We start from the raw sequence: 22,678 nt of genomic DNA on the forward strand, positions 1-22,678 counted from the left end.
GGCGTGATCGATATCAACGAGTCCGTGATGCAGTTCCTTCTGGCGTTCGTCGTGGCCGGCCCGCTCCTCGGCGCCGTCACGGCTCTGCTGCCGGCGCCGCCCGGACTGAAGGGGAAGTCGCCGGACCAGGCCGTACTGCGGCACGGGGTGACGGTCACCGGCGTGATCCTCATCGCCGCGATCGTCCTGGCACTCGGCTTCGACCACGACCATCCGTCGAAGATGCAGGCCACGACCGACATCAGCTGGATCCCCGCACTCGACGTGCGCATCCACCTCGGCCTCGACGGCATCTCCCTCCCCCTTCTGGTCCTGACCGCGCTGCTGACCTTCCTCTGCGCGCTCTACTCGTACTTCAAAATGCCCGCGGGCCCCACCCCGAAGGCCTTCGTCGCACTGCTGCTCATGCTTGAGTCCGGCACCCTCGCGACGTTCGCCGTCCTTGATCTGCTGCTGTTCTTCCTCGCGTTCGAGATGGTGCTCGTCCCGATGTACTTCCTCATCGCCCGCTGGGGCGGCGAGGAGCGCCAGGCCGCCGCCTGGCGCTTCATCCTCTACACACTGCTCGGCTCGGTCGTGATGCTGCTCGGCCTGCTCCTGATCGGGATCAAGGCGGGCACATTCGACATGGTGGCACTCGCCACTGACAACGGCCGGTCGCTGTCCGCATCCGTGCAGGTCATCGCCGTTCTGGCGATCGGGATCGGGCTCGCGGTCAAGACCCCGATGTGGCCGCTGCACAGTTGGCTGCCCGACGCCCACACCGCCGCGCCGACCGTCGGCTCGGTCCTGCTGGCCGGCGTCCTGCTGAAGATGGGTACGTACGGGTTCGTCCGGATTCTGCTGCCGATCGCCCCCGACGGCTTCCGCGAGTTCGCGCCCTACCTCGCCGCCTTCGCCGTGGTCGGGATCATCTACGGATCCCTGGCCTGCCTCGCCCTCGCCAAGCGTGGCGCGAAGGGCGATCTCAAGCGGCTCATCGCCTACTCCTCCGTCGGCCACATGGGTTTCGTCCTGCTCGGTATCGCCACCATGACCCCGACCGGCGTGAACGGCGCCCTGTTCGCCAACATCGCGCACGGCCTCATCACCGGCCTCCTGTTCTTCCTGGTCGGAGCCCTGAAGGACCGCACCGGCACCACCGACCTCGACACCCTGGCCGAGGAGACCGGCGCCGCCCTGTACGGCAAGGCCCCGCGCCTCGGCGGCCTGCTGGCCTTCGGTGCGGTCGCCTCGCTCGGCCTGCCCGGCCTCGCCGGATTCTGGGGCGAGATGCTGGCCCTGTTCGGCGCCTTCAAGCCCGCCGACGACCTCAGCCGCCCCGCCTTCCTCACCTTCATGGCGATCGGCGCGTTCGGCACCCTCCTGACGGCCGCGTACATGCTCGTCGTGGTCCGCCGCGTCTGCATGGGCGCCGTACCCCAGGACGCCCCCCAGCTCGCCGACGTCCACACGTACGAGTTCGCGGCCTGGACGCCGCTCGTCGCCCTCACCGTCGCGGCGGGCCTGTGGCCGAAGGCCCTCCTCGGCCTCACCGACCCGGCCGTCCAGCAGCTCCTCGCAGGAGGCACCCGATGAGCACCCTGGTCGCCATCGCTCAGCCATTGGCTTCTTCGGCCGAGCCCCTGGCCGCGAACCTCGTGCAGTCCGTCGACTGGCTCGCGATCGCGCCACCCACCCTCACGGCGGTCGTCGGACTCGTTGTTCTCGTCGCAGACCTTTTCGTCGGCGAGCAGAAGAAAGCCCTGCTCGGGTGGTTCTCGGTCGCGGGCCTGGCAGCCTCCGTGCTCCTGCTGCTCCCCCTCCTGGACGGCGACCGCAGCACCTTCTGCCTGACCGGCGACGCCGACGTGTGCAGCTATGCGGCCGACCGCTTCACGCTCGTCATCCAGTTCCTCGTCCTTGGCGGCGCCCTCCTGGCGGCCCTCCTGTCGGTCACCACCCTCAAGGACGCCGACAAGAGACTCCCCGAAGGGGAGTACTGGTTCCTGCTGCTCTCCTCGGCCGCCGGCGCCGCACTCCTGCCCGCCTCCCGAGACCTGGCGACCCTCGTCGTCGCCCTGGAAGTCGCCTCCCTGCCCGCCTTCGCCCTCGTCGGCATCCGGCACGGCGACAGGAAGTCCTCCGAAGCGGCCCTGAAGTTCTTCCTTTCCTCGGTCACCGCGACCGCGGTCAGCCTCATGGGCATCAGCTTCGTGTACGCCTCCACGGGCACCCTCTACCTCACACAGGTCGCCGACCGCATCCAGAACGTCGACGGACAGCTCCACACCCTCGCCCAGACCGGCGTCGTCCTCACCCTCGTCGGCTTCGCCTTCAAGACGGCCGCCGTCCCCTTCCACTTCTGGGTGCCCGACACCTACGTAGGCGCACCCCTCCCGATCGCCGCCTACTTGTCGGTCGTGGGCAAGGCCGTTGGCTTCTCCGGCCTGATCCTCGTCACCGTCGTCGCCCTGCCGTCGTACGCCGACGTCTGGGGCCCGGCGCTCGCCGCGCTCGCCGCGCTCACCATGACCGTCGGCAACGTCGGCGCCCTCCGACAGCAGGCCACGCGCGCGTACAGCGCCGTACGGCTGCTCGCCTGGTCCTCCATCGGCCAGGCCGGCTACCTCCTCGTCCCGATCGCCGCCGCCGCGTACTCCGACGACGCCGAGCGATCCGTCGGCTCCACCGTCGCCTACGCCCTCATGTACGCCGCCGTGAACCTCGGCGCCTTCGCGGTGGCCGCGCTGGTGGGCCGCACGAGGGCCGCGAACCGCATCACCGACTACCGCGGCCTCTACGCGACCAACCCGCTCGCCGCCCTCCTCCTGGCCTTCTTCCTGCTCTGCCTGGCCGGGCTGCCGCCAGGCATCATCGGCCTGTTCGCCAAGGTCACCGTCTTCTCGGCGGCCGTGGACGCGGGCCTCGGATGGCTCGCCGTGGTCATGGCCGTCAATGTCGTGATCGCGCTCTTCTACTACCTCCAGTGGACGACGCTGCTGTTCAGGGCCCCCGAGGGCGAACCCGCCGCGCACCGCGTCCCCGCCCCCCTCACGGCCGCGCTCGCCCTGACCGGCGTCCTCGGTGTCGCCCTCTCGGGCGCGCCCCAGCTCGTGTTGCGCTTCACCGACACCGGACTCTTCTGAACCGGCCCTCCCGAACCTGAACAGTCGCCCTTGACCCATCACCCGGACGGCCCACCTGGGCCTCCGCGCGCACAAGGGAACTAGTGACCCTCGCCTGGCGTTGAGCAAAACGGGAGGGTCCACTGGACGTGACATCACGGACCGGTGGCATCGGAAGACATCGGAGATCAGCAAGCAAAGGGTTCCTCTGCTGCACCACTTGGAGGGCGTACCGTGCACCGCCGGCACAACGGGCTCAGGACCGCAGTCCTCCTTGGGGGACTGTCCGCACTCATCATCGTCATCGGCAGTTTCTTCGGCCGCATGGGGCTGGTGGTGGCCGTCCTGATCGCGCTGGGCACCAACGCGTACGCGTACTGGAACAGCGACAAGCTGGCTCTACGCGCGATGCGTGCCCGCCCGGTGAGCGAGTTCGAGGCACCGGCCCTGTACCGCATGGTCCGCGAGCTCTCCACCCAGGCCCGTCAGCCCATGCCGCGCCTGTACATCTCGCCGACCGAGGCACCCAACGCCTTCGCGACCGGCCGCAATCCGCGCAACGCCGCCGTGTGCTGCACCGACGGCATCCTGCGCATCTTGGACGAGCGCGAACTGCGCGGTGTCATCGGCCACGAACTCAGCCATGTCTACAACCGCGACATCCTGATTTCGTCGGTCGCCGGCGCCCTCGCCTCCGTGATCATGTTCCTGGTCAACTTCGCCTTGCTGATCCCGATCGGCCGCTCCGACGACGATGACGGCCCGGGCATCCTCGGCATGCTGATGATCATGATCCTCGGACCGCTCGCGGCCAGCCTCATCCAGATGGCCATCAGCCGCTCCAGGGAGTACGAGGCGGACGCGTCCGGAGCCCAGCTCACCGGCGACCCCCTCGCGCTCGCCAGCGCGCTGCACAAGCTCGAAGTGGGCACCAAGCAACTGCCGTTGCCCCCCGAACCGCGCATCGAGACGGCGAGCCACATGATGATCGCGAATCCCTTCCGCCCTGGCCAGGGACTGTCCAAGATGTTCTCGACGCACCCGCCGATGGCGGAGCGCATCGCCCGGCTCGAGAAGATGGCAGGTCGACCCCGATGAAAACCATCCTGAACGTCATTTGGCTCGTCCTGAGCGGCTTCTGGCTGTTCCTCGCCTACCTGGCCGCGGGCGCGCTGCTCTGCATCACCATCATCGGCATCCCGTTCGGCCTAGCGGCCTTCCGCATCGGCGTCTACGCCCTGTGGCCCTTCGGGTACACCACGGTCGAGCGCCGCGACGCGGGCGCACCCTCCTGCGTCGGCAACGTCCTGTGGCTGGTCCTCGCCGGCTGGTGGCTGGCCCTGGGCCACATCGCGACGGGCCTCGTCCTCTGCATCACGATCATCGGTATCCCCTTCGGCATCGCCAACTTCAAGCTGATCCCCGTGTCCCTGTTCCCCCTGGGCCGCGAAATCGTCCCCACGGACGAGCCGTTCGCGACCCGCTGACGGACGGGCCGGGGGAGTGGGGGCGCCGAAGTACGTCCTGCTGTCGTACGACCGGGAAGCCGAGTTCGAGGCGAGGAGGGCTACGAGGAGACGTGGGCGTTGTGCGAGGACGCCGAGGATCTCTTCGCCGACCCGACTCCTCCACCCCGGGGCGTCTACGAACTTCTCGGCTGCGCTCCCGAGGGCCGCCTGAGCGAAGCCCTCACACGGGCACCTACCGAGGGATCGGCGCCTCTCGGGACTCTCACCCTGGAGATTCTCGACAAGACCGGCGCGGCGGTCGGTGAGTGGCATCTGGAAGAGGCGTGCCTCCTCGGCGACCGCCCCTGTGCCCGCGACCTGACACTGCGGGACGTCACGATCGCCGGAACGGAAGCCGACCACAACACCTACGACTGCCCGCGGCGTCCGCCGCTGTCCCCGGGCTACCGCCTGCTGGGTGCCCACGGTGAACCGCACGGCACCTGCCGCGATCTGGCCTGCGTACGCGAGGTCCCGGACGAAACCATGGAACCCCCGCTGCGCCTGTTGGGCTGCTCTCCACTGGGCGCCCTGCGGACCGCGCTGGACATGGGGGAGGAGGACCTCGGTCATGCCAAGGTCCTGCGCATCGACACCTCCGGTCGGCCCCTGCAGTCCGCAGCCGAGGGTGAGCTGCGAGCCTGGATCCCGTCAGCGCGCGGTCCCGGTCTGGTGGACCTCACCCTGGACCTGTGGTCGGAGCGACCGCCCTTCGCGGCCGACGAGGTGTGGGAACTGTGGTTCGAGGGACGACCCACGGAGTCCAACCGCTGGGCTCGATGCGGCAACGAGGGACGGCAGTTCTGGCTTCGCACGGCGCTCGACAATCACGTCTACGGCGGCCAGGACCGGCCGCCCGGCACGACGTACCACCTCGACGGCCGCCACGTCACCGACCTGCCCGGCTTCTTCTGCGCCCTGGGTGAGGCGGTGAACGACCCCGGCGGCTACTTCGGCTGGGGCCTGGACGCCCTGGACGACTGTCTGATGGGCCGCTGGGGCGCCACCCCGCAGGCCCTCCACAGACCGCCGGCCTTCGAGGAACTCCTCGCCTTTCTCGCCGAGGGCGATCGCGTCGACGTCCACCTCGCCTGAGCCGAGGTTCACTCGAGGTTTTCCACAACCCGGAGGTTGTCCACAGGTCTGCCCGGCTGTCAGTGCCGCCCTGCATCATGGATGCATGACCGAGAGCGAGCAGTTGCTGGCACGGGTGGCGGACAAGGCCCGCAACACCCGGCCGTGGGGCTGGGCTTCCCTCCCCGAGCCGGTGGAAGCGGACACCCTCTCTCGCGCCGAGGCAGCGCTGGGCTTCCACCTGCCCCCGCTGCTCGCCGACCTCTACCTGCGTATAGGAGACGGCGGATTCGGCCCGGAGTACGGCCTGTTGCCCCTGCTCGACAGCCCTCCGTCCGGCGAGCCCGCGGCCGTCGTGCAATACCTGGCCAACCGCAAGAGCAGCCGTAAGGACCCCGACTGGCCCTGGCCCGAGGGCGTCCTGCCGATATCCCACTGGGGCTGTGCGATGTACGCGTGCGTGGACTGCCACAGCCCGGAAGCCCCCGTTCTCCTCTTCGAGCCGAACGCCGGTGACTGCGACCACTCCTGGTTCGTGGACGCCCCCACCCTCACGGACTGGCTGCAAACCTGGGTCGACGGCACCGGCTGGTACGAGGAGATGAACGAGGAGTTGGAGATGACTCCCTGGGCACAGTTCCGAATACGCACGGCACCGCCGGCCCACGCATCCTGACGCTCCCTCGAGGGAGACGTGGCTGCCGACCTACCGCCCCGCCCACCACTTCCGCATGCCATACGCCCCTGCCCCGACCGCCAGTACCCCCGCGCCCGCGATCACCGAAATCCCGGGCAGCGCGAACGCCACCACCACACACCCGAGCAGCCCCACCACCGGTACCACCCGGGCCGCCGGCGCCGAACCGAGTGTCCACGCCGACGCGTTGGCCACCGCGTAGTACGCGAGCACACCGAAGGAGGAGAAACCGATCGCGCCCCGCACGTCGACCGTGGCGGCGAGGATCGCGACCACCGCACCCACGGCCAGCTCGGCCCGGTGCGGCACCTGGAAGCGAGGGTGGACGGCCGACAGCGCGCCCGGAAGATGCCGGTCCCGGGCCATGGCCAGCGTCGTTCGCGACACGCCGAGAATCAGGGCGAGCAGCGAACCCAGCGCGGCCACGACGGCACCCACCCGCACCACCGGCACGAGATCCGGCACCCCGGCCGCTCGCACCGCCTCGACCAGCGGCGCGTCAGCACGACCCAGAGCGGCAGCACCCAGTACGGAAAGGACAGCCACCGCCACAACCGCGTACACCACCAGCGTGATGCCCAAGGCCAGGGGGATCGCGCGAGGGATGGTGCGCGAGGGATCCCGTACCTCCTCACCGAGGGTCGCGATGCGCGCGTACCCCGCGAACGCGAAGAACAGCAGACCGGCCGCCTGCAGCACCCCGCTCACACCGCCGGAGACCCCGGTGTCCAGCTGCCCGGCATCCGAGGCCCCGGACCCAAGACACACGACCACCACGGAAGCGAGGACAGCGAGGACCACCGCCACGATCGCCCGGGTCAGCCAGGCGGACTTCTGGATCCCGCCGTAGTTCACCGCCGTCAGCGCCACCACGGCAGTGACGGCCACGGCATGGGCCTGCCCCGGCCAGACGTACGCACCCACCGTCAGCGCCATCGCCGCACAGGAGGCCGTCTTTCCGACCACGAACGACCAGCCCGCGAGATAACCCCAGAACGGCCCGAGCCGCTCCCGCCCGTACACATAGGTGCCGCCCGAGGCCGGGTACAGGGCGGCCAGCCGTGCCGAGGACGTGGCGTTGCAGTAGGCGACCACGGCGGCGACCGCGAGCCCGAGCAGCAGCCCGGACCCGGCCGCGCGCGCCGCGGGGCCGAGGGCGGCGAAGATGCCGGCACCGATCATCGAGCCGAGACCGATGACCACGGCGTCGCCTGTGCCCAGCGTGCGCCGCAGTTCGGCACCGGAACCAGTCATGCGCCGCACCCTACTGATCTCTGCAACCGCAGGGTGCACTACGGACGTCTTCTTCATCAACGGGACACGAACACCCGCACGAAGAGCGCCACGCGCGAGTCGCAAGAGCACGTCGTCCAACCCAAGCGCTCCAGCACATGCCCAGTGGGCCGGGACGTAGATCACAGGCCACGGACAGTGCGGGCACAGCGCGGAAGGGCAGGTTCAGGGCATGAGCATCATCGGCTGGATCATCCTGGGGCTGTTGGCCGGAGCCATCGCCAAGTTCCTGCTGCCGGGCCGGGACCCGGGCGGCTTCATCGGGACGACCCTCATCGGCATCGCGGGCGCGTTCATCGGTGGCTGGATATCGGCCCGTTGGCTGGACCACCCGGTCACCAAGAGCTTCTACGACGGGACCACCTGGGCCGCAGCGATCGGCGGCTCCCTCGTGCTCCTGATCGCCTACCGTCTCCTCTTCGGCAACTCGCGCGACTGACACCCCGAACCGCAGCCAGCAGGCGAGAAGGGTGGGCACCGGCCAGGTGCCCACCCTTCCTCGTGCATCGCTGGATCAGCGGCTCACCGGTAGTTCACGAACTGGATCGCGAAGTCGAAGTCCTTGCCCTTCAGCAGGGCGATGATGGACTGCAGGTCGTCACGGCTCTTCGAGCTGACCCGCAGCTCGTCGCCCTGGACCTGGGCCTTCACGCCCTTCGGGCCCTCGTCACGGATGATCTTCGCGACCTTCTTCGCGTTCTCCTGGGAGATGCCCTCCTCGATCGACGCGAAGATCTTGTACTCCTTGCCGGAGAGCTGCGGCTCGCCCGCGTCGAGCGCCTTCAGGGAGATCCCACGCTTGATCAGCTTGGACTGGAAGACGTCGAGGACGGCATTGACCCGGTCCTCGGAGTTCGCCTCCATCAGGATCTTGTCACCGGACCACGAGATCGAGGCACCCACGCCCTTGAAGTCGTAGCGCTGAGAGATCTCCTTGGCGGCCTGGTTGAGGGCGTTGTCGACCTCCTGCCGCTCGACCTTCGAGACGATGTCGAAACTGGAGTCGGCCATGTCCTGTGGCTCCTTGTATCGGGATGTGTCTGCGTGCGTACGGATGCGTATCGGCGTACGTGGGGGCGGGCGCCGAGCCCGGCGTGGACCCGGGCCGCATCCGCCCAAGCCTAGTCACCACATGCCCTCCGGGCGCAGATCAATCGGGTGGCGAAGCACCCCTCGGCATCGGGTATTGTTTACGTCGTTGCCACGGAGCACCGCCGAAAGACGGTTCGAAGGGCAGCAAACCCCGGCGGTGTGCCCGAGCGGCCAAAGGGAGCAGACTGTAAATCTGCCGGCTCAGCCTTCCCAGGTTCGAATCCTGGCGCCGCCACGCTGAGAAAGACCCCCTCCGAACTGCGGAAACGCAGAGCGGAGGGGGTTTCTTCATTCGGGATGCTTCAGGTGCCCCATCGGGCGACGGGGCCGGGTGATGTGTCTCACCGGTGGGCCGGTGGACCGGTGGAGTCAGGACACGCGTTCCTGCCGCGCATGCAGCGCTGAGCGCATCGGTGTCTGCCGCACGGCTCGCCCTGCCACGTTGCACGGCCAGGATCGTGATGGTGACGGCGGTGTACAACAGACTGCGCGGCGGAGGGATTCTCAGACGCGGCACCTCCCCTACCCCTCGGACGCAACTCCTTCCGTCGGCACCCGGAAGCCGACCCGCCCTTGAGCTCCGCCCGCTCTCAACAGCCGCCCGCCCTCGAGCCCTGCCGCCCTTCACACGCGCCTGGGCAGGCCCAGCCGCTCACTCGGGACGCACAAACGTCGACCGCCCGGGGCACACTGACTGCATGTCCAGTCGTCGCAGGCTCTGCCCCGAATGCCGTCGTGAGATCGCCGTCGTCGCCGGCCGCTTCGCCCGGCACGACCCGCCCGGAGCACGCGCGAGAGGTCAGCTGGTCTCCTGCCCGGGCTCCCGCAAGCAGGCGGAACTCGGAGCGGCGCAGCCGTCGTTGGATGGGTACGCACTGCCCGTCCTCCCCGGCCAGCTGCCCCTGTTCTGAGCGTACGGCTGCCCTACGATCGGTCAGACACCCGGCACCGGCGTTCAGCCGTCCTACGCCCCCGATCCAGACCCGGACCCCGATCCCTCCCGCACGTCCATCCGCACCACGAGCCCGTCCTCCCCGAACCGGTACACGTGCTCGACCGTCTCCCCGGCCCACCGCTCGCCCGACGCATCGCGCACCCCGAGCCGTACGGTCACCACCACCGCCCCGGCGAGCCCGTCCGACTCCAGCCCCTCCAGCCGTACGAGGGGATGCCCTGCCGCGAACTGCCGTGCCCAGTACGCCCGTACCGCCTCACGTCCGCGCAGTCGGCCGCCGTCCAGCATGTTCGGCCAGTCCACGTCCGAGGCCAGACAATGCGGTACGAAGGCGTCCCGCTCGTCCGTCGCGAAGATCTCGTACATCCGCCGCAGCAACGCCTCTTGCGCGGCCGGCACCCCCGCTGCGGCCATCCTCAGTTGCCCGCCACCGACTTCACCGCGACCGAGACCGGCGTGGAACCGCTGATCAGCTCCAGCGTCAGCCCTGCCGTCGCCGGCGTGTCCAGCAACTCCGCCAGTACGGCGGCCACGTCGTCGCGCGGGATCGGGCCCCGACCGGTGTGCGCCTCCAGGCGTACGAGGCCGTTGCCCGCGTCGTCCGTAAGCGCGCCGGGACGCAGAACCGTCCAGTCCAGGGCGTCCAAGCCGCTCACATGGACGTCGGCTTCGCCCTTGGCGCGCAGGTACACATCGAAGATCTCGTCACCCTCGTGCCGTGGGTCCGCGCCCATGGACGACACGATCACGAAGCGCCGTACGCCCGCCAGGACCGCCGCGTCCGCGAACAGCACCGCCGCGGCCTTGTCCACCGTGTCCTTGCGGGCCGCGCCGCTTCCCGGACCCGCGCCCGCCGCGAAGACCGCCGCGTCCGCGCCCCGCAACTGGGCGGCAACCTCCTCGACCGAGGCCGACTCCAGGTCCAGCAGGACCGGTTCGGCACCGACGTCCCGCAGGTCGTCGCCCTGCTCGGCGCGACGGATGATCCCCGCGACCTCGTCCCCGCGCGCGGCGAGCAGTCGCTCCAGCCGCAGCGCGATCTGACCATGACCACCAGCGATGACAATGCGCATGTCTTCGACCGTACGCCCGTCCAGGCGCATCTGCCGCGTCGGTCCGGCGACGCCTCAGGAGCGCAGGGGGAGGTCAGGGTGAGGTCAGGGTGAGGTCAGGGTGAGGTCAGGGTGAGGTCAGGGTGAGGTCAGGGTGAGGTCGAGGAGCGGCTGCGGGTACGTCGTGGCTGGCCGCGCGGTTCCCCGCCCCCCGCAGGGGGTTGCACACAGCGGCGCGCGCCACAACGCACCGCGCCCCACCGAACCCTCAGAGACGTCGCAAGCGCTCGCCTACGACACACCCCCCCGCCCCTGCCGAGGCAGCCCCGACTCCACGCCCGCCGCCGAGTTGCAGTACTCCCGTACCGCGCTCGTCCGTGCCACCACGCGCCCCCGGTGCACCACGATCCGGCTATACGCCAGGGAGAGCGCGCCGGCGAGGCGGTCGCCGCGTACCGCGAGCAACTCGGCCGGGAAACCCGCCTCCACGCGGACTTCGGGCAGCCCGAGCACGGTCCGCGCCGAGGTGCTCACCGCGTCGTAGGCGTCCTCCGGTCGCAGCCCGTACCGGGAGGCGAGCAGGTACGCGGCCTCCAGGGGGTCGCCGCGGCCCACCGGGTTGCAGGCGTCCCGTAGTGCGCCGCTGCCGGCGGCCACCCGGACTCCGGCCGCGCGCAGCAGCCGTACCGGAGCCGTGCCCCGCCGGTCGACACCCGCGCAGCCGCCCTGCGGCAGGCACACCACGGCGACTCCGGCCGCCCCGAGCTGGTCGGCGGTGCGGGAGACCACCTCGGCGGGGAGGCGGTCGAGGCCCGCGCAGGGGCCGAGGGTGACGCCGGGCCGCAGGCCGCCGGCCATGGCGGCGAGCCGGGCGAGCCGGGCCGGGTCGGTGGCGTCCGTGTGCAGGTCGACGGGGCAGTCGTGCTCCGAGGCGACCTCCAGGACCGCCTCCGCATAACCCGTGGGATCGGGGTCGAGATCCGGACAGCCGCCCACCACCGAGGCACCCATCTTCAGCGCGTCCCGCAACATGGCGAGCCCCTCGGCCCCGGCCACCCCGGTCAACACCCTGGGCATCGCCACGGCCGTCAACTCGGTGAGCCCGTGCAGCGACCGCCGCGCCTGCAGTACGGCGGCCAGCGCGCCCAGCCCCTGGACGTCCCCCACGCGCACGTGTGCTCTGAGCGCGGTCGCCCCGTGCCCGAGTTGGAGCAGGGCGGCCTCCGTGGCCCGGCGCTGGACGTCGTGGGGGTCGGGGGAGACCGGTCCCTCGGCGTCGGCGGACAGCGCGGTGTCGCCGTGGGCGTGCGGCTCGGCCGGGGCCGGCAGGAGCAGATAGCCGCTGAGGTCCACGCGCGCACCGCACGCGCGCGTGCCGCCCACGGCCAGACTGCCGGCCGTACCGACCGCCTCGATGCGCCCGCCGCCCAGCCGTACGTCCACGGTCCTGCCGTCGGTGAGCCGCGCCCCGCACAACAGGAGACCGGCCCCCTCGGACCGGCCCGACGACGAGCCACCCGACGAGGACGAGGAGTGGGGCGGCTGCGGCTGGCTGTCGGGCATCGCGCTCCAGGGGCTCGGAACTACGCAAGCTCAGGACTGCGCGAACCCGGACTGCGCAAGGGGACGCAAGATCACGCAGAGTGAGTCGAGCCTAGGGTGGCCGCGCACCCGTGACGGGGAGGAGGGCAATAGTCGTACCGGTGTGGTCTGCCGTACCGCAGAGGCAGTTGAGGCCTCCGGGAACCCCGTGGATCAAGGCGTACAGGGCGCCGCGAAACGGATTTGGGCGAACGGCGGCGGAGCGTGTAATGTCTTCATCGCTCGCCCCAATAGCTCAGTCGGCAGAGCGTCTCCATGGTAAGGAGAAGGTCTACGGTTCGATTCCGTATTGGGGCTCTGGTGTGTGAGGTTCCCGTCGCAAGGCGGGAACGGATCGCATCTCAGCGGTGTAGCTCAGTCGGTAGAGCAAGCGGCTCATAATCGCTGTGTCACCGGTTCAAGTCCGGTCACCGCTACTGACAGTAGCCGATTGCGGGGTCGGTCCTTCGATCGGCTACTCTTCTATGCGTTGAACCCGTCCTATCCGTTCGTCAAGGAGCACTCACGTGGCTGCCACCGACGTCCGCCCGAAGATCACGCTGGCCTGCGTGGAGTGCAAGGAGCGGAACTACATCACCAAGAAGAACCGGCGTAACAACCCGGACCGACTGGAGATGAAGAAGCACTGCCCGCGTTGCAATGCGCACACCGCGCACCGCGAAACGCGATAAATCAGGCTCGTACACGAGGCCGTCCCCGAGAGATCGGGGGCGGCCTCGCGTCGTTGAGAGACCCGATACCGGTCAGTAGAGCAACCAGGAGGTGCCGAGCCCATGGCGCTCGACCAGTCCTTCGTGGGGCGGACCTATCCGCCCACCGACCCCTATGAGGTGGGCCGGGAGAAGATCCGCGAGTTCGCCGAGGCCGTGGGGGACTCCAACCCCGCGTACACAGACCCGGAGGCCGCCAAGGCACTCGGCCACCCCGACGTCGTCGCCCCGCCGACCTTCGTGTTCTCGATCACCTTCAAGGCCGCGGGACAGGTCGTGCAGGACCCGCAGCTCGGCCTGGACTACAGCCGCGTGGTGCACGGCGACCAGAAGTTCGCCTACGTCCGCCCCGTGCGCGCCGGTGACCGTCTGACCGTCACCTCCACCATCGAGGCGATCAGGTCCATGGCCGGCAACGACATCCTGGACATCCGCGGCGAGGTCCACGACGAGGCCGGCGAGCACGTCGTGACCGCCTGGACCAAGCTCGTCGCGCGCGCGACCGAGGAGGCGTGAGGAAGAAGATGACGGCGAAGATCGCATACGGCGACGTCGAGGTCGGCACCGAGCTGCCGGCCCAGACCTTCCCCGTGACCCGCGCCACCCTCGTCCAGTACGCGGGCGCATCCGGGGACTTCAACCCCATCCACTGGAACGAGAAGTTCGCCAAGGAGGTCGGGCTGCCGGACGTCATCGCCCACGGCATGTTCACCATGGCCGAGGCGATCCGCGTGGTGACGGACTGGGTCGGCGACCCGGCGGCCGTCGCCGAGTACGGCGTCCGCTTCACCAAGCCCGTCGTCGTGCCCAACGACGACCAGGGCGCCACGATCGAGGTCAGTGCCAAGGTCGCCGCCAAGCTCGACGACAACACGGTCCGCGTGGACCTCACGGCGACCAGTGCGGGGCAGAAGGTGCTGGGAATGTCGCGGGCGGTCGTACGACTGGCCTGAGGGCCGGGTACGGCTGCTGAGGTAAGGGGTGCTCTCCATGGTGGGGCGCCCCTTACGGTGGTCTGGCCCCCTGCCTGCGACAACGTTCGGGGGTGGTGGTGGGGTTCCGGCGAGCGCTGCCGGTAGGCGGATCCGGCGTCTTGCCAGGTTAGTGATTGAGCACTAACTTAGGCGCATGGCCAGGATGAGTGCAGAAGAGCGGCGCGAGAGCGTCATCCGTGCGGCGACGGCCGAGTTCGCCCGCGGTGGCTACCACGGCACGTCGACCGAGGCGATCGCCAAGCGGGTCGGAGTGTCGCAGCCGTACCTCTTCCGGCTCTTCCCGGGCAAGAAGGCGATCTTTCTGGCGGCTGCCGAGCGCTGTGTGGAGGACACCATCCACACCTTCGGGGAAGCCTCGAAGGGGCTGGAGGGCGAGGAGGCCCTGCGCGCCATGGCGGACGCGTACACCCGCGTCATCACGGAGCGGCCCGAGTGGCTGATGATGCAGATGCAGATGTACGTCGCGGTGGGGGCTGCCGAGCAGGACGGGGATGCCGAGTTCGGAGAGGCGGTGCGGGCCGGCTGGATGCGGCTGTGGGACACCGTCCACCTGCCGCTCGGCGCCGACGTCAACGAGACGACGACCTTCCTGGCGTACGGGATGCTCATCAACTGCCTGGTGGCAATGGGCTTTCCGCCCGGGCACCGGGTCTGGGAGGGCATGGACCCGTCGGCGCGAATCAAGGGCCGACTGGAGCACTGAGCACAACGAGGCGTCGTGGGCGCCATTTCATGATCGAGAAACTTAGTAATCAATAACTAATCACCGATTACCCGCTGGGGGAGCGATGTCACGGCAAAAGCAAGCCGCACCGACCGAAGGCCGCGGGGGAACCGTCTGGGCCCTCGTCATCACCAGCGTCGCCGGATTCATGGCGGCCCTCGACAACCTCGTCGTCACCACCGCCCTGCCGTCCATCCGCGAGGACCTCGGCGGGGGGCTGCACGACCTGGAGTGGACGGTGAGCGCGTACACGCTCACCTTCGCCGTCCTGCTCATGACCGGCGCGGCGCTCGGGGACCGCTTCGGCCGGCGACGCCTCTTCCTGACCGGCCTCACGGTCTTCACCGGTGCGTCGGCCGCCGCGGCACTGGCCCCGGGCATCGACTCCCTCATCGCCGCCCGCGCGGTCCAGGGCGTAGGGGCGGCGATCATGATGCCCCTCACGCTCACCCTCCTCACAGCGGCCGTGCCCGCCGCCAAGCGCGGGATGGCGTACGGCATCTGGGGCGCCGTCAACGGACTCGCGGTCGCCTCCGGGCCACTGATCGGCGGCAGCCTCACCGAACACATCTCCTGGCAGTGGATCTTCTGGCTGAACGTCCCGCTCGGTGTCGCCCTTCTGCCCCTCACCCGCCTGCGCCTCGCCGAGTCCCACGGCACCGGCGCGCGCCTCGACATCCCCGGCACACTGCTCGCCAGCGGCGGTCTCTTCGGCATCGTCTACGGCCTGGTCCGCGGCCCGTCCGACGGCTGGACCGACTCCGTGGTCCTGATGGCCCTGTTCGCCGGGGCCGCGCTGCTCGCCGGGTTCGTCCTCTACAGCACACGGGCCAAGAACCCCATGCTCCCCATGCGGCTGTTCCGCTCCCGGGCCTTCTCCGGGATCAACGCGGCGGGCCTGCTGATGTTCCTCGGGATGTTCGGCTCGATCTTCCTGCTCAGCCAGTACATGCAGGGTGTGCTCGGCTACTCGCCCACCGAGGCGGGGCTGCGGATGCTCCCCTGGACCGGCATGCCGATGCTCGTCGCGCCGATCGCCGGGATCCTCTCCGACCGCATCGGGGGCCGGCCGGTCGTGGCCACGGGTCTCTTCTTCCAGGCCGCGGGTCTCGCGTACATGGCGTCCGTGGTCACGGTCGACGCGTCCTACGCCGCGCAGCTCCCCGGGCTCATCCTCAGCGGCATCGGCATGGCACTGTTCTTCGCCCCCGCCTCCAACCTGGTCATGTCCAGTGTTCGATCCGAAGAGCAGGGGATCGCTTCCGGGGCGAACAACGCGCTGCGTGAGGTGGGTGGAGCGCTGGGGATCGCGGTCATGGCGTCGATCTTCTCCTCGCAGGGTGGATACGAGAGCGGGCAGTCCTTTGTGGACGGTCTGCGGCCGGCGCTGGTCACGGGCGCGGCGGTGGTGGCGGTCGCCGGGGTTGCGGCTCTGCTGATCCCTTCGGGGAAGAGGGGCGCGGTGGTGACGTCTTCCGAGCGGGCGCGGTCACCGGAGACGGTGGCCGGCTGAACCAATCGCGTGCGCTGGGCTTGGGCGGGGCGCCTATGGGGGTGCCTCGCTGGGTCCTCGCGCGTGTGCAGGCCGGTGGGGGCTGGTCGCGCAGTTCCCCGCGCCCCTGGGGAGTCGCAGTCACCGGCGCCACGACGGACTGATCCCTGTCTCGCCCGCGACGACGGACCGCTCGCCGCACCCCGTGCCCCGACGGACCGATCCCCACCTCGCCCACCACGACGGACCGCTCGCCACCCGCGCCACGACGGACCCATCCCCCTCTCGCGCGCCACGACGGGCCGTTGGCCGCGTACGGCGGGAAGGGGACGGGGTGGGGGTGTCCGCCCGCAGCGGCCGGCGTCCGTTATCCAGTACAGCCGAGGCGACAGCAACCGCCGGACCGAGGACGGGCACCCCCACCCCGGCCCCGACCCACCCACCAGACCGCACGCGCTACACCCGCCCCCACCGAGCCGAAACAGGCCGCCGCAGGCATCAGGGGCGCGGGGAACTGCGCAAAACGCCCGCCCCCACCGAGCCGTGCAGGCCGCCGCAGGCACCCCCGCCGAAGCCGCGCAGGCCGCCGCAGGCACCCCCGCCCCACCGCCGAAGGCCCCCGTAGGCTGTACCGCGTGCAGGAACGACACGACGCCCCCCTCGCCCCCCTGACCACCTTCCGTCTCGGCGGCTCCGCCACCCGGCTCGTCACCGCGACGACCGATGCCGAGGTGATCGAGGTCGTCCGCGACGCCGACGCCGCCGGCACGCCGCTTCTCCTGATCGGCGGCGGGTCCAACCTCGTCATCGGGGACAAGGGGTTCGAGGGCACCGCACTCGTCATCGCCACCAAGGGGTTCGAGCTCACCGGCACCCACCTGGAACTTGCCGCCGGCGAAGTGTGGACCGACGCCGTCGCCCGCACCGTGACCGCCGGACTCGCCGGTGTCGAGTGCCTCGCCGGCATCCCCGGTTCCGCGGGCGCCACTCCCATCCAGAACGTCGGCGCCTACGGCCAGGAGGTGTCCTCCACCATCACCGAGGTCATCGCCTACGACCGCCGCACCGGAGCAACCGTCACCCTCACCGACGAAGACTGCGCCTTCTCCTACCGCCACAGCCGCTTCAAGGAAGACCCTGCCCGCTACGTCGTCCTGCGCGTCCACTTCGATCTGGAAGACGCCGACGGCCTCTCCGCGCCGATCAAGTACGCCGAAACCGCCCGCGCCCTGGGCGTGGAACCCGGCGACCGCGTCCCCCTCGCCGACGCCCGCGCAACCGTCCTGAAGCTGCGCGCGGGAAAGGGCATGGTCCTGGACCCCGACGACCACGACACCTGGTCGGCAGGCTCCTTCTTCACCAACCCCATCCTCACGGCCGCCCAGTTCGCGGAGTTCCACGCGCGCGTGAAGCACCGCCTCGGCGAAGACGCCGAACCCCCCGCCTATCCCGCGGGCGACGGTCACACCAAGACCTCCGCGGCCTGGCTGATCGACAAGGCCGGCTTCACCAAGGGCTACGGCACCGGCCCCGCCCGCATCTCCACCAAGCACACCCTGGCCCTCACCAACCGGGGCGACGCCACCACCGAGGACCTCCTCGCACTGGCCCGCGAGGTCGTGGCGGGCGTACGGGACACCTTCGGGATCACGCTGGTCAACGAGCCGGTGACGGTGGGCGTAAGCCTGTAGCCGGCCAGGTCCGAAGGCGCGTCAGTACCGTCAGAGCCGTCAGTACGCCACCCCCACCCCCTGCTTCACCACCGCCGCATCCCCGACCATCCCCAGCATCGCGTGCGCCACATCCGCCCGCGAGATGAACCGCCCCCGAACCGGGAACCCCCCGGCCACCACCCGGTACACGCCGGTCACCGGCTTGTTCTGAAGACGTGGCGGGCGCACGACCGTCCAGTCCGTACCGCTCGCCGCCAGTTCCGCCTCCATCTCGCTCAGGTCGGCGTAGACGTCCTTCAGTACGGCGGACACGAGCCCCCGCATCCACCGGTCCACCGCTCCCTCGTCCACCGGAGCCGGCCCGACCGGTCCCGCGCTGACCGCAAGCACCCGGCGGACCTGCTCCGCCTCCATCGCGGCCAGCACCACGCGGGTCAGCCGCGCCGCGATCCCGGCGTCCTTCCGGGCGCGCGGACCGAGCCCGGACAGCACCGCGTCCCGCCCGGCCACGGCGGGTCGCAGCACCTCCGGGTCGGTGAGGTCCGCACGGACCACCTCCAGCCGTGCGCCCGTGACGGTCAGCCGGGCCGGATCCCGTACGACCGCCGTGACCTCATGGCCCGCCGCCAGGCCCTGCCGGACGAGCTCGCGCCCTATGCCCCCGGTGGCACCGAAAACCGTGAGTTTCATGGGTACTCCCGTACTCGAAGGAGGTGGGTGAGTATTCACTCACCCCTGCCTCCCTCTAGAGTGGGTAAGTACTCACCCACCCGTCAAGCCCGCCAACCGACCCAAGGGGACCGAACAGCATGGAGCCCAAGCCCGGCCCGGCCCGCGTCCGCATCCTCGACGCCGCCCATGAGCTGATGCTCACCGTCGGGCTGGCGCGTGCCACCACCAAGGAGATCGCGAAGGCGGCCGGCTGCTCCGAGGCGGCGCTGTACAAGTACTTCGCCGGCAAGGAGGAGGTGTTCATCCGCGTCCTCGCGGAACGCCTCCCGAGACTGGCCCCCCTGCTGCACGCCCTTGCCGCCGAGCCGGGCCGCCACACCCTGGAGGAGAACCTCACCGAGATCGCCCGCCAGGCCGCCCTCTTCTACGAGCAGAGCTTCCCGATCGCCGCCTCGCTGTACGCCGAGACCCAGCTCAAGCGGCGCCACGACGACGCGATGCGCGAGATGGAGTCCGGCCCGCACAAGCCGATCGAGTGGCTCGACGCCTACCTCAGGGCCGAACAGTCCATCGGCCGGGTCGCCCCCACCGCCGACACCTTCGCCGCGGCCTCCCTGCTCCTGGGCGCCTGCGCGCAACGGGCGTTCGCCTACGACGCCACACCGGACGGCGTACGGCCGCCGGTGGAGGAGTTCGCCGCCCGGCTGTCCCGGACCCTGCTGGGCGGAATCTCGGTAGCCGGGGAATCGGCGTGACCGTCACGCTGGGTCCATGACGTCCAGGACCCCCGCATGCGGCTGAGGCTCACGGAGTTCAGACCCCGCACCGGCCCCCGTGAACACCGCGTCGTCCAGCCCCGCCACACCCTGCGCCACACGTCGCTGACCGCACCGGAACCGATCGGCCTGCTCCTCGGCGACCACGACGGACTGAACCGGCTCGCGGGCCTGTTCTCCTTCGCCGCCTGCTCACGTCACACGATCGTCCACGTACCGCTGCGGGACGGGATCCCGCCGGACGAGGGCTGGGGGGAGCGCGTCGACCTCGTCCTCGCCCACCACTCGTACGGGCTGCGCCCCAGCAAGTGGCCCGAGCTGCGGCGCACACTCAAGGCCGGCACCCCGCTGTCCGTACGCACCGACGAGGCACGTACGCACAAGGACGCCGACGCCTGGAGGCAACGACACACGCGCGCGGACTTCCGGGACGAACTGCGGCACGCCACGCACGCGCGCACGTTCTTCCTGTTCGGCAGCCGGGACGCCTTCGCCCGGGCGGCGGTGAACTTCGCCTACGCCGCGGGCTGGGGACCACGCCAGAAGGGCGTCGGCGAAGGGCGCTCGGCCATGGTGACGGGCATCTGGCTGAAGGACCAGCCCGGCGGCGGGCATCCCCGCGAGGTCCTGATCTGCTTCAAGCCCTACCCGCCCTACGCCCACTTCAAGAGGCCGGGTGGCTGAGCCAGTCGTCCACTCCGGACAGCAGCTTGGCCTTCACGTCCTCCGGCGCCGCCGAGGCCCGTACCGACTGCCGGGCCAGTTCCGCGAGCTCCGCGTCCGAGAAGTCGTGATACTGCCGGGCGATCTCGTACTGCGCGGCCAGCCGGGACCCGAACAGCAGCGGGTCGTCGGCGCCCAGCGCCATCGGCACCCCGGCCTCGAACAGCTTCCGCAGCGGCACGTCCTCATGCTTCTCATACACACCGAGCGCCACATTGGACGCCGGGCACACCTCGCATGTCACCTGCCGGTCCGCCAGCCGCTTCAGCAGCCGCGGGTCGTCTGCCGCGCGCACCCCGTGCCCGATCCGGTTCGCCTCCAGGTCGTCGAGACAGTCCCGTACCGACGACGGTCCGGCCAGCTCGCCACCGTGCGGCGCCGACAGCAGCCCGCCCTCGCGCGCGATGTTGAAGGCCCGGTCGAAGTCCCGTGCCATGCCCCGGCGTTCGTCGTTCGAGAGTCCGAAGCCGACCACGCCCTTGTCCGCGTACCGCACCGCCAGCCGGGCCAGCGTGCGGGCGTCCAGGGGATGCTTCATCCGGTTCGCGGCGACCAGCACCCGCATCCCGAGCCCGGTTTCGCGCGAGGTCGTCTCCACCGCGTCCAGGATGATCTCCAGTGCCGGGATCAGCCCGCCGAGCAGGGGTGCGTACGACGTCGGGTCGACCTGGATCTCCAGCCACCCCGAGCCGTCGCGCACATCCTCCTCCGCGGCCTCCCGCACCAGCCGCCGGATGTCCTCGGGCTCGCGCAGACACGAGCGGGCCGCGTCGTACAGCCGCTGGAAACGGAACCAGCCCCGCTCGTCCGTCGCCCGCAGCTTCGGCGGTTCCCCGCTGGTCAGTGCTTCGGTCAGCGCCTCGGGCAGCCGTACCCCGTACTTGTCGGCCAGCTCCAGAACCGTCGCCGGGCGCATCGACCCGGTGAAGTGCAGGTGCAGATGGGCTTTCGGCAGCTCAGAGACATCACGTACACGCTCCATTCCAGGATCCTGCCGTACGTCACTGGTGTCCCGGTAGCACTTTCCCCTTTAGTGGTCTTGCTCGCACAAAAAAGCACCCCCTCACGTGAGGGGGTGCCATTTCACGGCGGGCTCAGTCCTGCGCCTCCGCCAGCAGCTTCTGGATCCGCGAGACGCCCTCGACGAGATCCTCGTCACCCAGGGCGTACGACAGCCGCAGATAGCCCGGCGTGCCGAAGGCCTCGCCCGGGACGACCGCGACCTCGGCCTCCTCCAGGATCAGCGCGGCCAGCTCGACCGTGTCCTGCGGGCGCTTGCCGCGGATCTCCTTGCCGAGCAGGGCCTTGACCGACGGGTAGGCGTAGAAGGCGCCCTCGGGCTCCGGGCAGAGCACGCCGTCGATCTCGTTGAGCATCCGCACGATGGTCTTGCGGCGCCGATCGAAGGCCGTGCGCATCTCCGCCACCGCGTCGAGGTTGCCGGAGACCGCGGCGAGGGCCGCGACCTGGGCGACGTTCGACACGTTGGACGTGGCGTGCGACTGGAGGTTGGTCGCGGCCTTGACGACGTCCTTCGGGCCGATGATCCAGCCCACGCGCCAGCCCGTCATGGCGTACGTCTTCGCGACACCGTTGACGACGATGCACTTGTCGCGCAGCTCGGGCAGGAGCGCGGGCAGCGAGGTGAACTTCGCGTCGCCGTAGACGAGGTGCTCGTAGATCTCGTCGGTCAGCACCCACAGGCCGTGCTCGACCGCCCAGCGGCCGATCGCCTCGGCGTCGGTCTCGCTGTAGACGGCACCGGTCGGGTTGGAGGGGGAGACGAAGAGCACGACCTTCGTCTTCTCGGTGCGAGCCGCCTCCAGCTGCTCGACGGAGACCCGGTAGCCGGTCGTCTCGTCGGCGACGACCTCCACCGGGACACCGCCGGCCAGCCGGATGGACTCCGGGTACGTCGTCCAGTACGGCGCCGGGACGATGACCTCGTCGCCCGGGTCGAGGATCGCGGCGAAGGCCTCGTAGATCGCCTGCTTGCCGCCGTTGGTCACCAGGATCTGGGACGCGTCGACCTCGTAGCGGGAGTCACGCAGCGTCTTCGCGGCGATCGCGGCCTTCAGCTCGGGAAGGCCGCCGGCCGGGGTGTAGCGGTGGTACTTGGGGTTCGAACAGGCCTCGATGGCGGCCTGGACGATGTAGTCCGGGGTCGGGAAGTCGGGCTCGCCGGCGCCGAAGCCGATCACCGGACGCCCGGCGGCCTTGAGGGCCTTGGCCTTGGCGTCCACGGCGAGAGTGGCGGACTCGGAGATCGCGCCGACTCGGGCGGAGACCCGGCGCTCGGTGGGAGGGGTTGCAGCGCTCATGGGGCCCATCGTTTCAGACCGGAAACTCCCCCGGCACGCGGGTTTCACAGACTGAACAACTGCTGAACAACCGTCCGGATTCGCCTCGCACGCTGGGTGATCTTCCGTTCCCAAGGCCCGTACGGGCGCTTTCTGTTCGACGAGGGCCCGCGGACCACGTACACTCTCACCTCGTTGGCCTTCAGCAGCCCACCCAGCTGGTGCACACCGAG

The 22,678-nt window shown here is 70.1% G+C and carries 24 protein-coding genes and 3 tRNA genes; 19 read left to right on the forward strand and 8 right to left on the reverse strand.

All coding sequences use genetic code 11. The features are described from left to right. Positions 1-3: 3 nt before the first annotated feature. The 6 genes from QF027_RS29020 (at position 4) to QF027_RS29045 (ending at position 6,365) form a co-directional block, all read left to right on the forward strand. Complete coding sequence (locus tag QF027_RS29020) at positions 4-1,578, forward strand: NADH-quinone oxidoreductase subunit M (protein ID WP_307078036.1); 1,575 nt, start codon at positions 4-6, stop codon at positions 1,576-1,578. Then, the gene (locus QF027_RS29025; RefSeq protein ID WP_307078038.1) at positions 1,575-3,128 is read left to right on the forward strand and encodes an NADH-quinone oxidoreductase subunit N; all 1,554 of its coding nucleotides are present in this window, start codon (positions 1,575-1,577) and stop codon (positions 3,126-3,128) included. The genes QF027_RS29020 and QF027_RS29025 overlap by 4 nt, the downstream gene beginning before the upstream one ends. A 213-nt stretch (positions 3,129-3,341) precedes the next feature. Continuing rightward, positions 3,342-4,205, forward strand: coding sequence for a zinc metalloprotease HtpX (gene htpX / locus QF027_RS29030; protein ID WP_307078040.1), 864 nt, complete (start codon positions 3,342-3,344; stop codon positions 4,203-4,205). Continuing rightward, entirely contained in the window at positions 4,202-4,594 is a 393-nt protein-coding gene (locus tag QF027_RS29035) for a YccF domain-containing protein (RefSeq protein WP_306977614.1), read from the forward strand. The genes htpX and QF027_RS29035 overlap by 4 nt, the downstream gene beginning before the upstream one ends. A 99-nt stretch (positions 4,595-4,693) precedes the next feature. Further along, positions 4,694-5,710, forward strand: a complete 1,017-nt coding sequence (locus QF027_RS29040; protein WP_307078042.1) for a barstar family protein — start codon at positions 4,694-4,696, stop codon at positions 5,708-5,710. A gap of 85 nt (positions 5,711-5,795) precedes the next feature. After that, on the forward strand, positions 5,796-6,365 hold the full coding sequence (locus QF027_RS29045) for an SMI1/KNR4 family protein (protein ID WP_307078044.1): 570 nt from the start codon (positions 5,796-5,798) through the stop codon (positions 6,363-6,365). Between the two features lie 30 nt (positions 6,366-6,395). Here QF027_RS29045 and QF027_RS29050 read toward each other — a convergent pair whose 3' ends face one another. Then, the gene (locus tag QF027_RS29050; RefSeq protein WP_307078047.1) at positions 6,396-7,640 is read right to left on the reverse strand and encodes an APC family permease; all 1,245 of its coding nucleotides are present in this window, start codon (positions 7,638-7,640) and stop codon (positions 6,396-6,398) included. 211 nt (positions 7,641-7,851) lie between these two features. Here QF027_RS29050 and QF027_RS29055 point away from each other — a divergent pair, with 211 nt between their 5' ends. Beyond that, the gene (locus tag QF027_RS29055; RefSeq protein WP_057607941.1) at positions 7,852-8,118 is read left to right on the forward strand and encodes a GlsB/YeaQ/YmgE family stress response membrane protein; all 267 of its coding nucleotides are present in this window, start codon (positions 7,852-7,854) and stop codon (positions 8,116-8,118) included. A gap of 83 nt (positions 8,119-8,201) precedes the next feature. Here QF027_RS29055 and QF027_RS29060 read toward each other — a convergent pair whose 3' ends face one another. Further along, positions 8,202-8,690 carry a YajQ family cyclic di-GMP-binding protein gene (locus tag QF027_RS29060; RefSeq protein WP_306977604.1) on the reverse strand — a complete coding sequence of 163 codons (489 nt, stop codon included), beginning with the start codon at positions 8,688-8,690 and terminating at the stop codon, positions 8,202-8,204. Between the two features lie 234 nt (positions 8,691-8,924). Here QF027_RS29060 and QF027_RS29065 point away from each other — a divergent pair. Both QF027_RS29065 and QF027_RS29070 read left to right on the forward strand, forming a co-directional pair. Continuing rightward, positions 8,925-9,006, forward strand: a tRNA-Tyr gene (locus QF027_RS29065). Positions 9,007-9,469: 463 nt separating this feature from the next. Next, entirely contained in the window at positions 9,470-9,682 is a 213-nt protein-coding gene (locus QF027_RS29070) for a hypothetical protein (RefSeq protein WP_306977602.1), read from the forward strand. 53 nt (positions 9,683-9,735) lie between these two features. Here the strand turns inward: QF027_RS29070 and QF027_RS29075 are convergent, their stop codons facing one another. The 3 genes from QF027_RS29075 to QF027_RS29085 form a co-directional block, all read right to left on the reverse strand. Continuing rightward, complete coding sequence (locus tag QF027_RS29075) at positions 9,736-10,125, reverse strand: nuclear transport factor 2 family protein (protein ID WP_307078049.1); 390 nt, start codon at positions 10,123-10,125, stop codon at positions 9,736-9,738. 17 nt (positions 10,126-10,142) lie between these two features. Continuing rightward, positions 10,143-10,799, reverse strand: a complete 657-nt coding sequence (locus QF027_RS29080) for an NAD(P)H-binding protein (protein WP_307078051.1) — start codon at positions 10,797-10,799, stop codon at positions 10,143-10,145. 270 nt (positions 10,800-11,069) lie between these two features. Continuing rightward, positions 11,070-12,341 carry an amidohydrolase family protein gene (locus QF027_RS29085; protein WP_306977597.1) on the reverse strand — a complete coding sequence of 424 codons (1,272 nt, stop codon included), beginning with the start codon at positions 12,339-12,341 and terminating at the stop codon, positions 11,070-11,072. 263 nt (positions 12,342-12,604) lie between these two features. Between QF027_RS29085 and QF027_RS29090 the strand changes: the two genes are divergently transcribed. The 8 genes from QF027_RS29090 (at position 12,605) to QF027_RS29125 (ending at position 17,992) form a co-directional block, all read left to right on the forward strand. Continuing rightward, a tRNA-Thr gene (locus QF027_RS29090) sits at positions 12,605-12,677 on the forward strand. Between the two features lie 46 nt (positions 12,678-12,723). Then, positions 12,724-12,796, forward strand: a tRNA-Met gene (locus QF027_RS29095). A 90-nt stretch (positions 12,797-12,886) separates the two neighbouring features. Beyond that, a complete protein-coding gene (rpmG, locus tag QF027_RS29100; RefSeq protein ID WP_003948671.1) occupies positions 12,887-13,051 on the forward strand; it encodes a 50S ribosomal protein L33 in 165 nt (54 codons plus the stop codon). 102 nt (positions 13,052-13,153) lie between these two features. Continuing rightward, positions 13,154-13,606 (forward strand): MaoC family dehydratase N-terminal domain-containing protein, encoded by a 453-nt coding sequence (locus QF027_RS29105; protein ID WP_307078053.1) that lies wholly within the window; start codon positions 13,154-13,156, stop codon positions 13,604-13,606. Between the two features lie 8 nt (positions 13,607-13,614). Further along, positions 13,615-14,043 carry a MaoC family dehydratase gene (locus tag QF027_RS29110; protein WP_306986580.1) on the forward strand — a complete coding sequence of 143 codons (429 nt, stop codon included), beginning with the start codon at positions 13,615-13,617 and terminating at the stop codon, positions 14,041-14,043. A 175-nt stretch (positions 14,044-14,218) separates the two neighbouring features. Further along, complete coding sequence (locus QF027_RS29115; RefSeq protein ID WP_307078055.1) at positions 14,219-14,788, forward strand: TetR/AcrR family transcriptional regulator; 570 nt, start codon at positions 14,219-14,221, stop codon at positions 14,786-14,788. Positions 14,789-14,873: 85 nt separating this feature from the next. Then, positions 14,874-16,322 (forward strand): MFS transporter, encoded by a 1,449-nt coding sequence (locus tag QF027_RS29120; protein WP_307078057.1) that lies wholly within the window; start codon positions 14,874-14,876, stop codon positions 16,320-16,322. 614 nt (positions 16,323-16,936) lie between these two features. Continuing rightward, the gene (locus QF027_RS29125) at positions 16,937-17,992 is read left to right on the forward strand and encodes a UDP-N-acetylmuramate dehydrogenase (RefSeq protein ID WP_306977592.1); all 1,056 of its coding nucleotides are present in this window, start codon (positions 16,937-16,939) and stop codon (positions 17,990-17,992) included. A 39-nt stretch (positions 17,993-18,031) separates the two neighbouring features. On the opposite strand, the gene QF027_RS29130 is transcribed toward QF027_RS29125, so the two are convergent. Beyond that, on the reverse strand, positions 18,032-18,664 hold the full coding sequence (locus QF027_RS29130; protein WP_306977590.1) for an NAD(P)-dependent oxidoreductase: 633 nt from the start codon (positions 18,662-18,664) through the stop codon (positions 18,032-18,034). Positions 18,665-18,783: 119 nt separating this feature from the next. On the opposite strand from QF027_RS29130, the gene QF027_RS29135 reads away from it, so the two are divergent. Beyond that, positions 18,784-19,401, forward strand: coding sequence for a TetR/AcrR family transcriptional regulator (locus QF027_RS29135; protein WP_306977588.1), 618 nt, complete (start codon positions 18,784-18,786; stop codon positions 19,399-19,401). Positions 19,402-19,437: 36 nt separating this feature from the next. Continuing rightward, positions 19,438-20,106, forward strand: a complete 669-nt coding sequence (locus tag QF027_RS29140; RefSeq protein ID WP_306977586.1) for a hypothetical protein — start codon at positions 19,438-19,440, stop codon at positions 20,104-20,106. Here the strand turns inward: QF027_RS29140 and QF027_RS29145 are convergent. Next, positions 20,087-21,127 carry an adenosine deaminase gene (locus tag QF027_RS29145; protein WP_306977585.1) on the reverse strand — a complete coding sequence of 347 codons (1,041 nt, stop codon included), beginning with the start codon at positions 21,125-21,127 and terminating at the stop codon, positions 20,087-20,089. The genes QF027_RS29140 and QF027_RS29145 overlap by 20 nt on opposite strands. A gap of 112 nt (positions 21,128-21,239) precedes the next feature. Beyond that, on the reverse strand, positions 21,240-22,466 hold the full coding sequence (locus tag QF027_RS29150; RefSeq protein ID WP_306977583.1) for a pyridoxal phosphate-dependent aminotransferase: 1,227 nt from the start codon (positions 22,464-22,466) through the stop codon (positions 21,240-21,242). Between the last annotated feature and the right edge of the window lie 212 nt (positions 22,467-22,678).

It is taken from the genome of Streptomyces canus (assembly GCF_030816965.1).
GTDB classification, from domain to species: Bacteria; Actinomycetota; Actinomycetes; order Streptomycetales; family Streptomycetaceae; genus Streptomyces; species Streptomyces canus_E.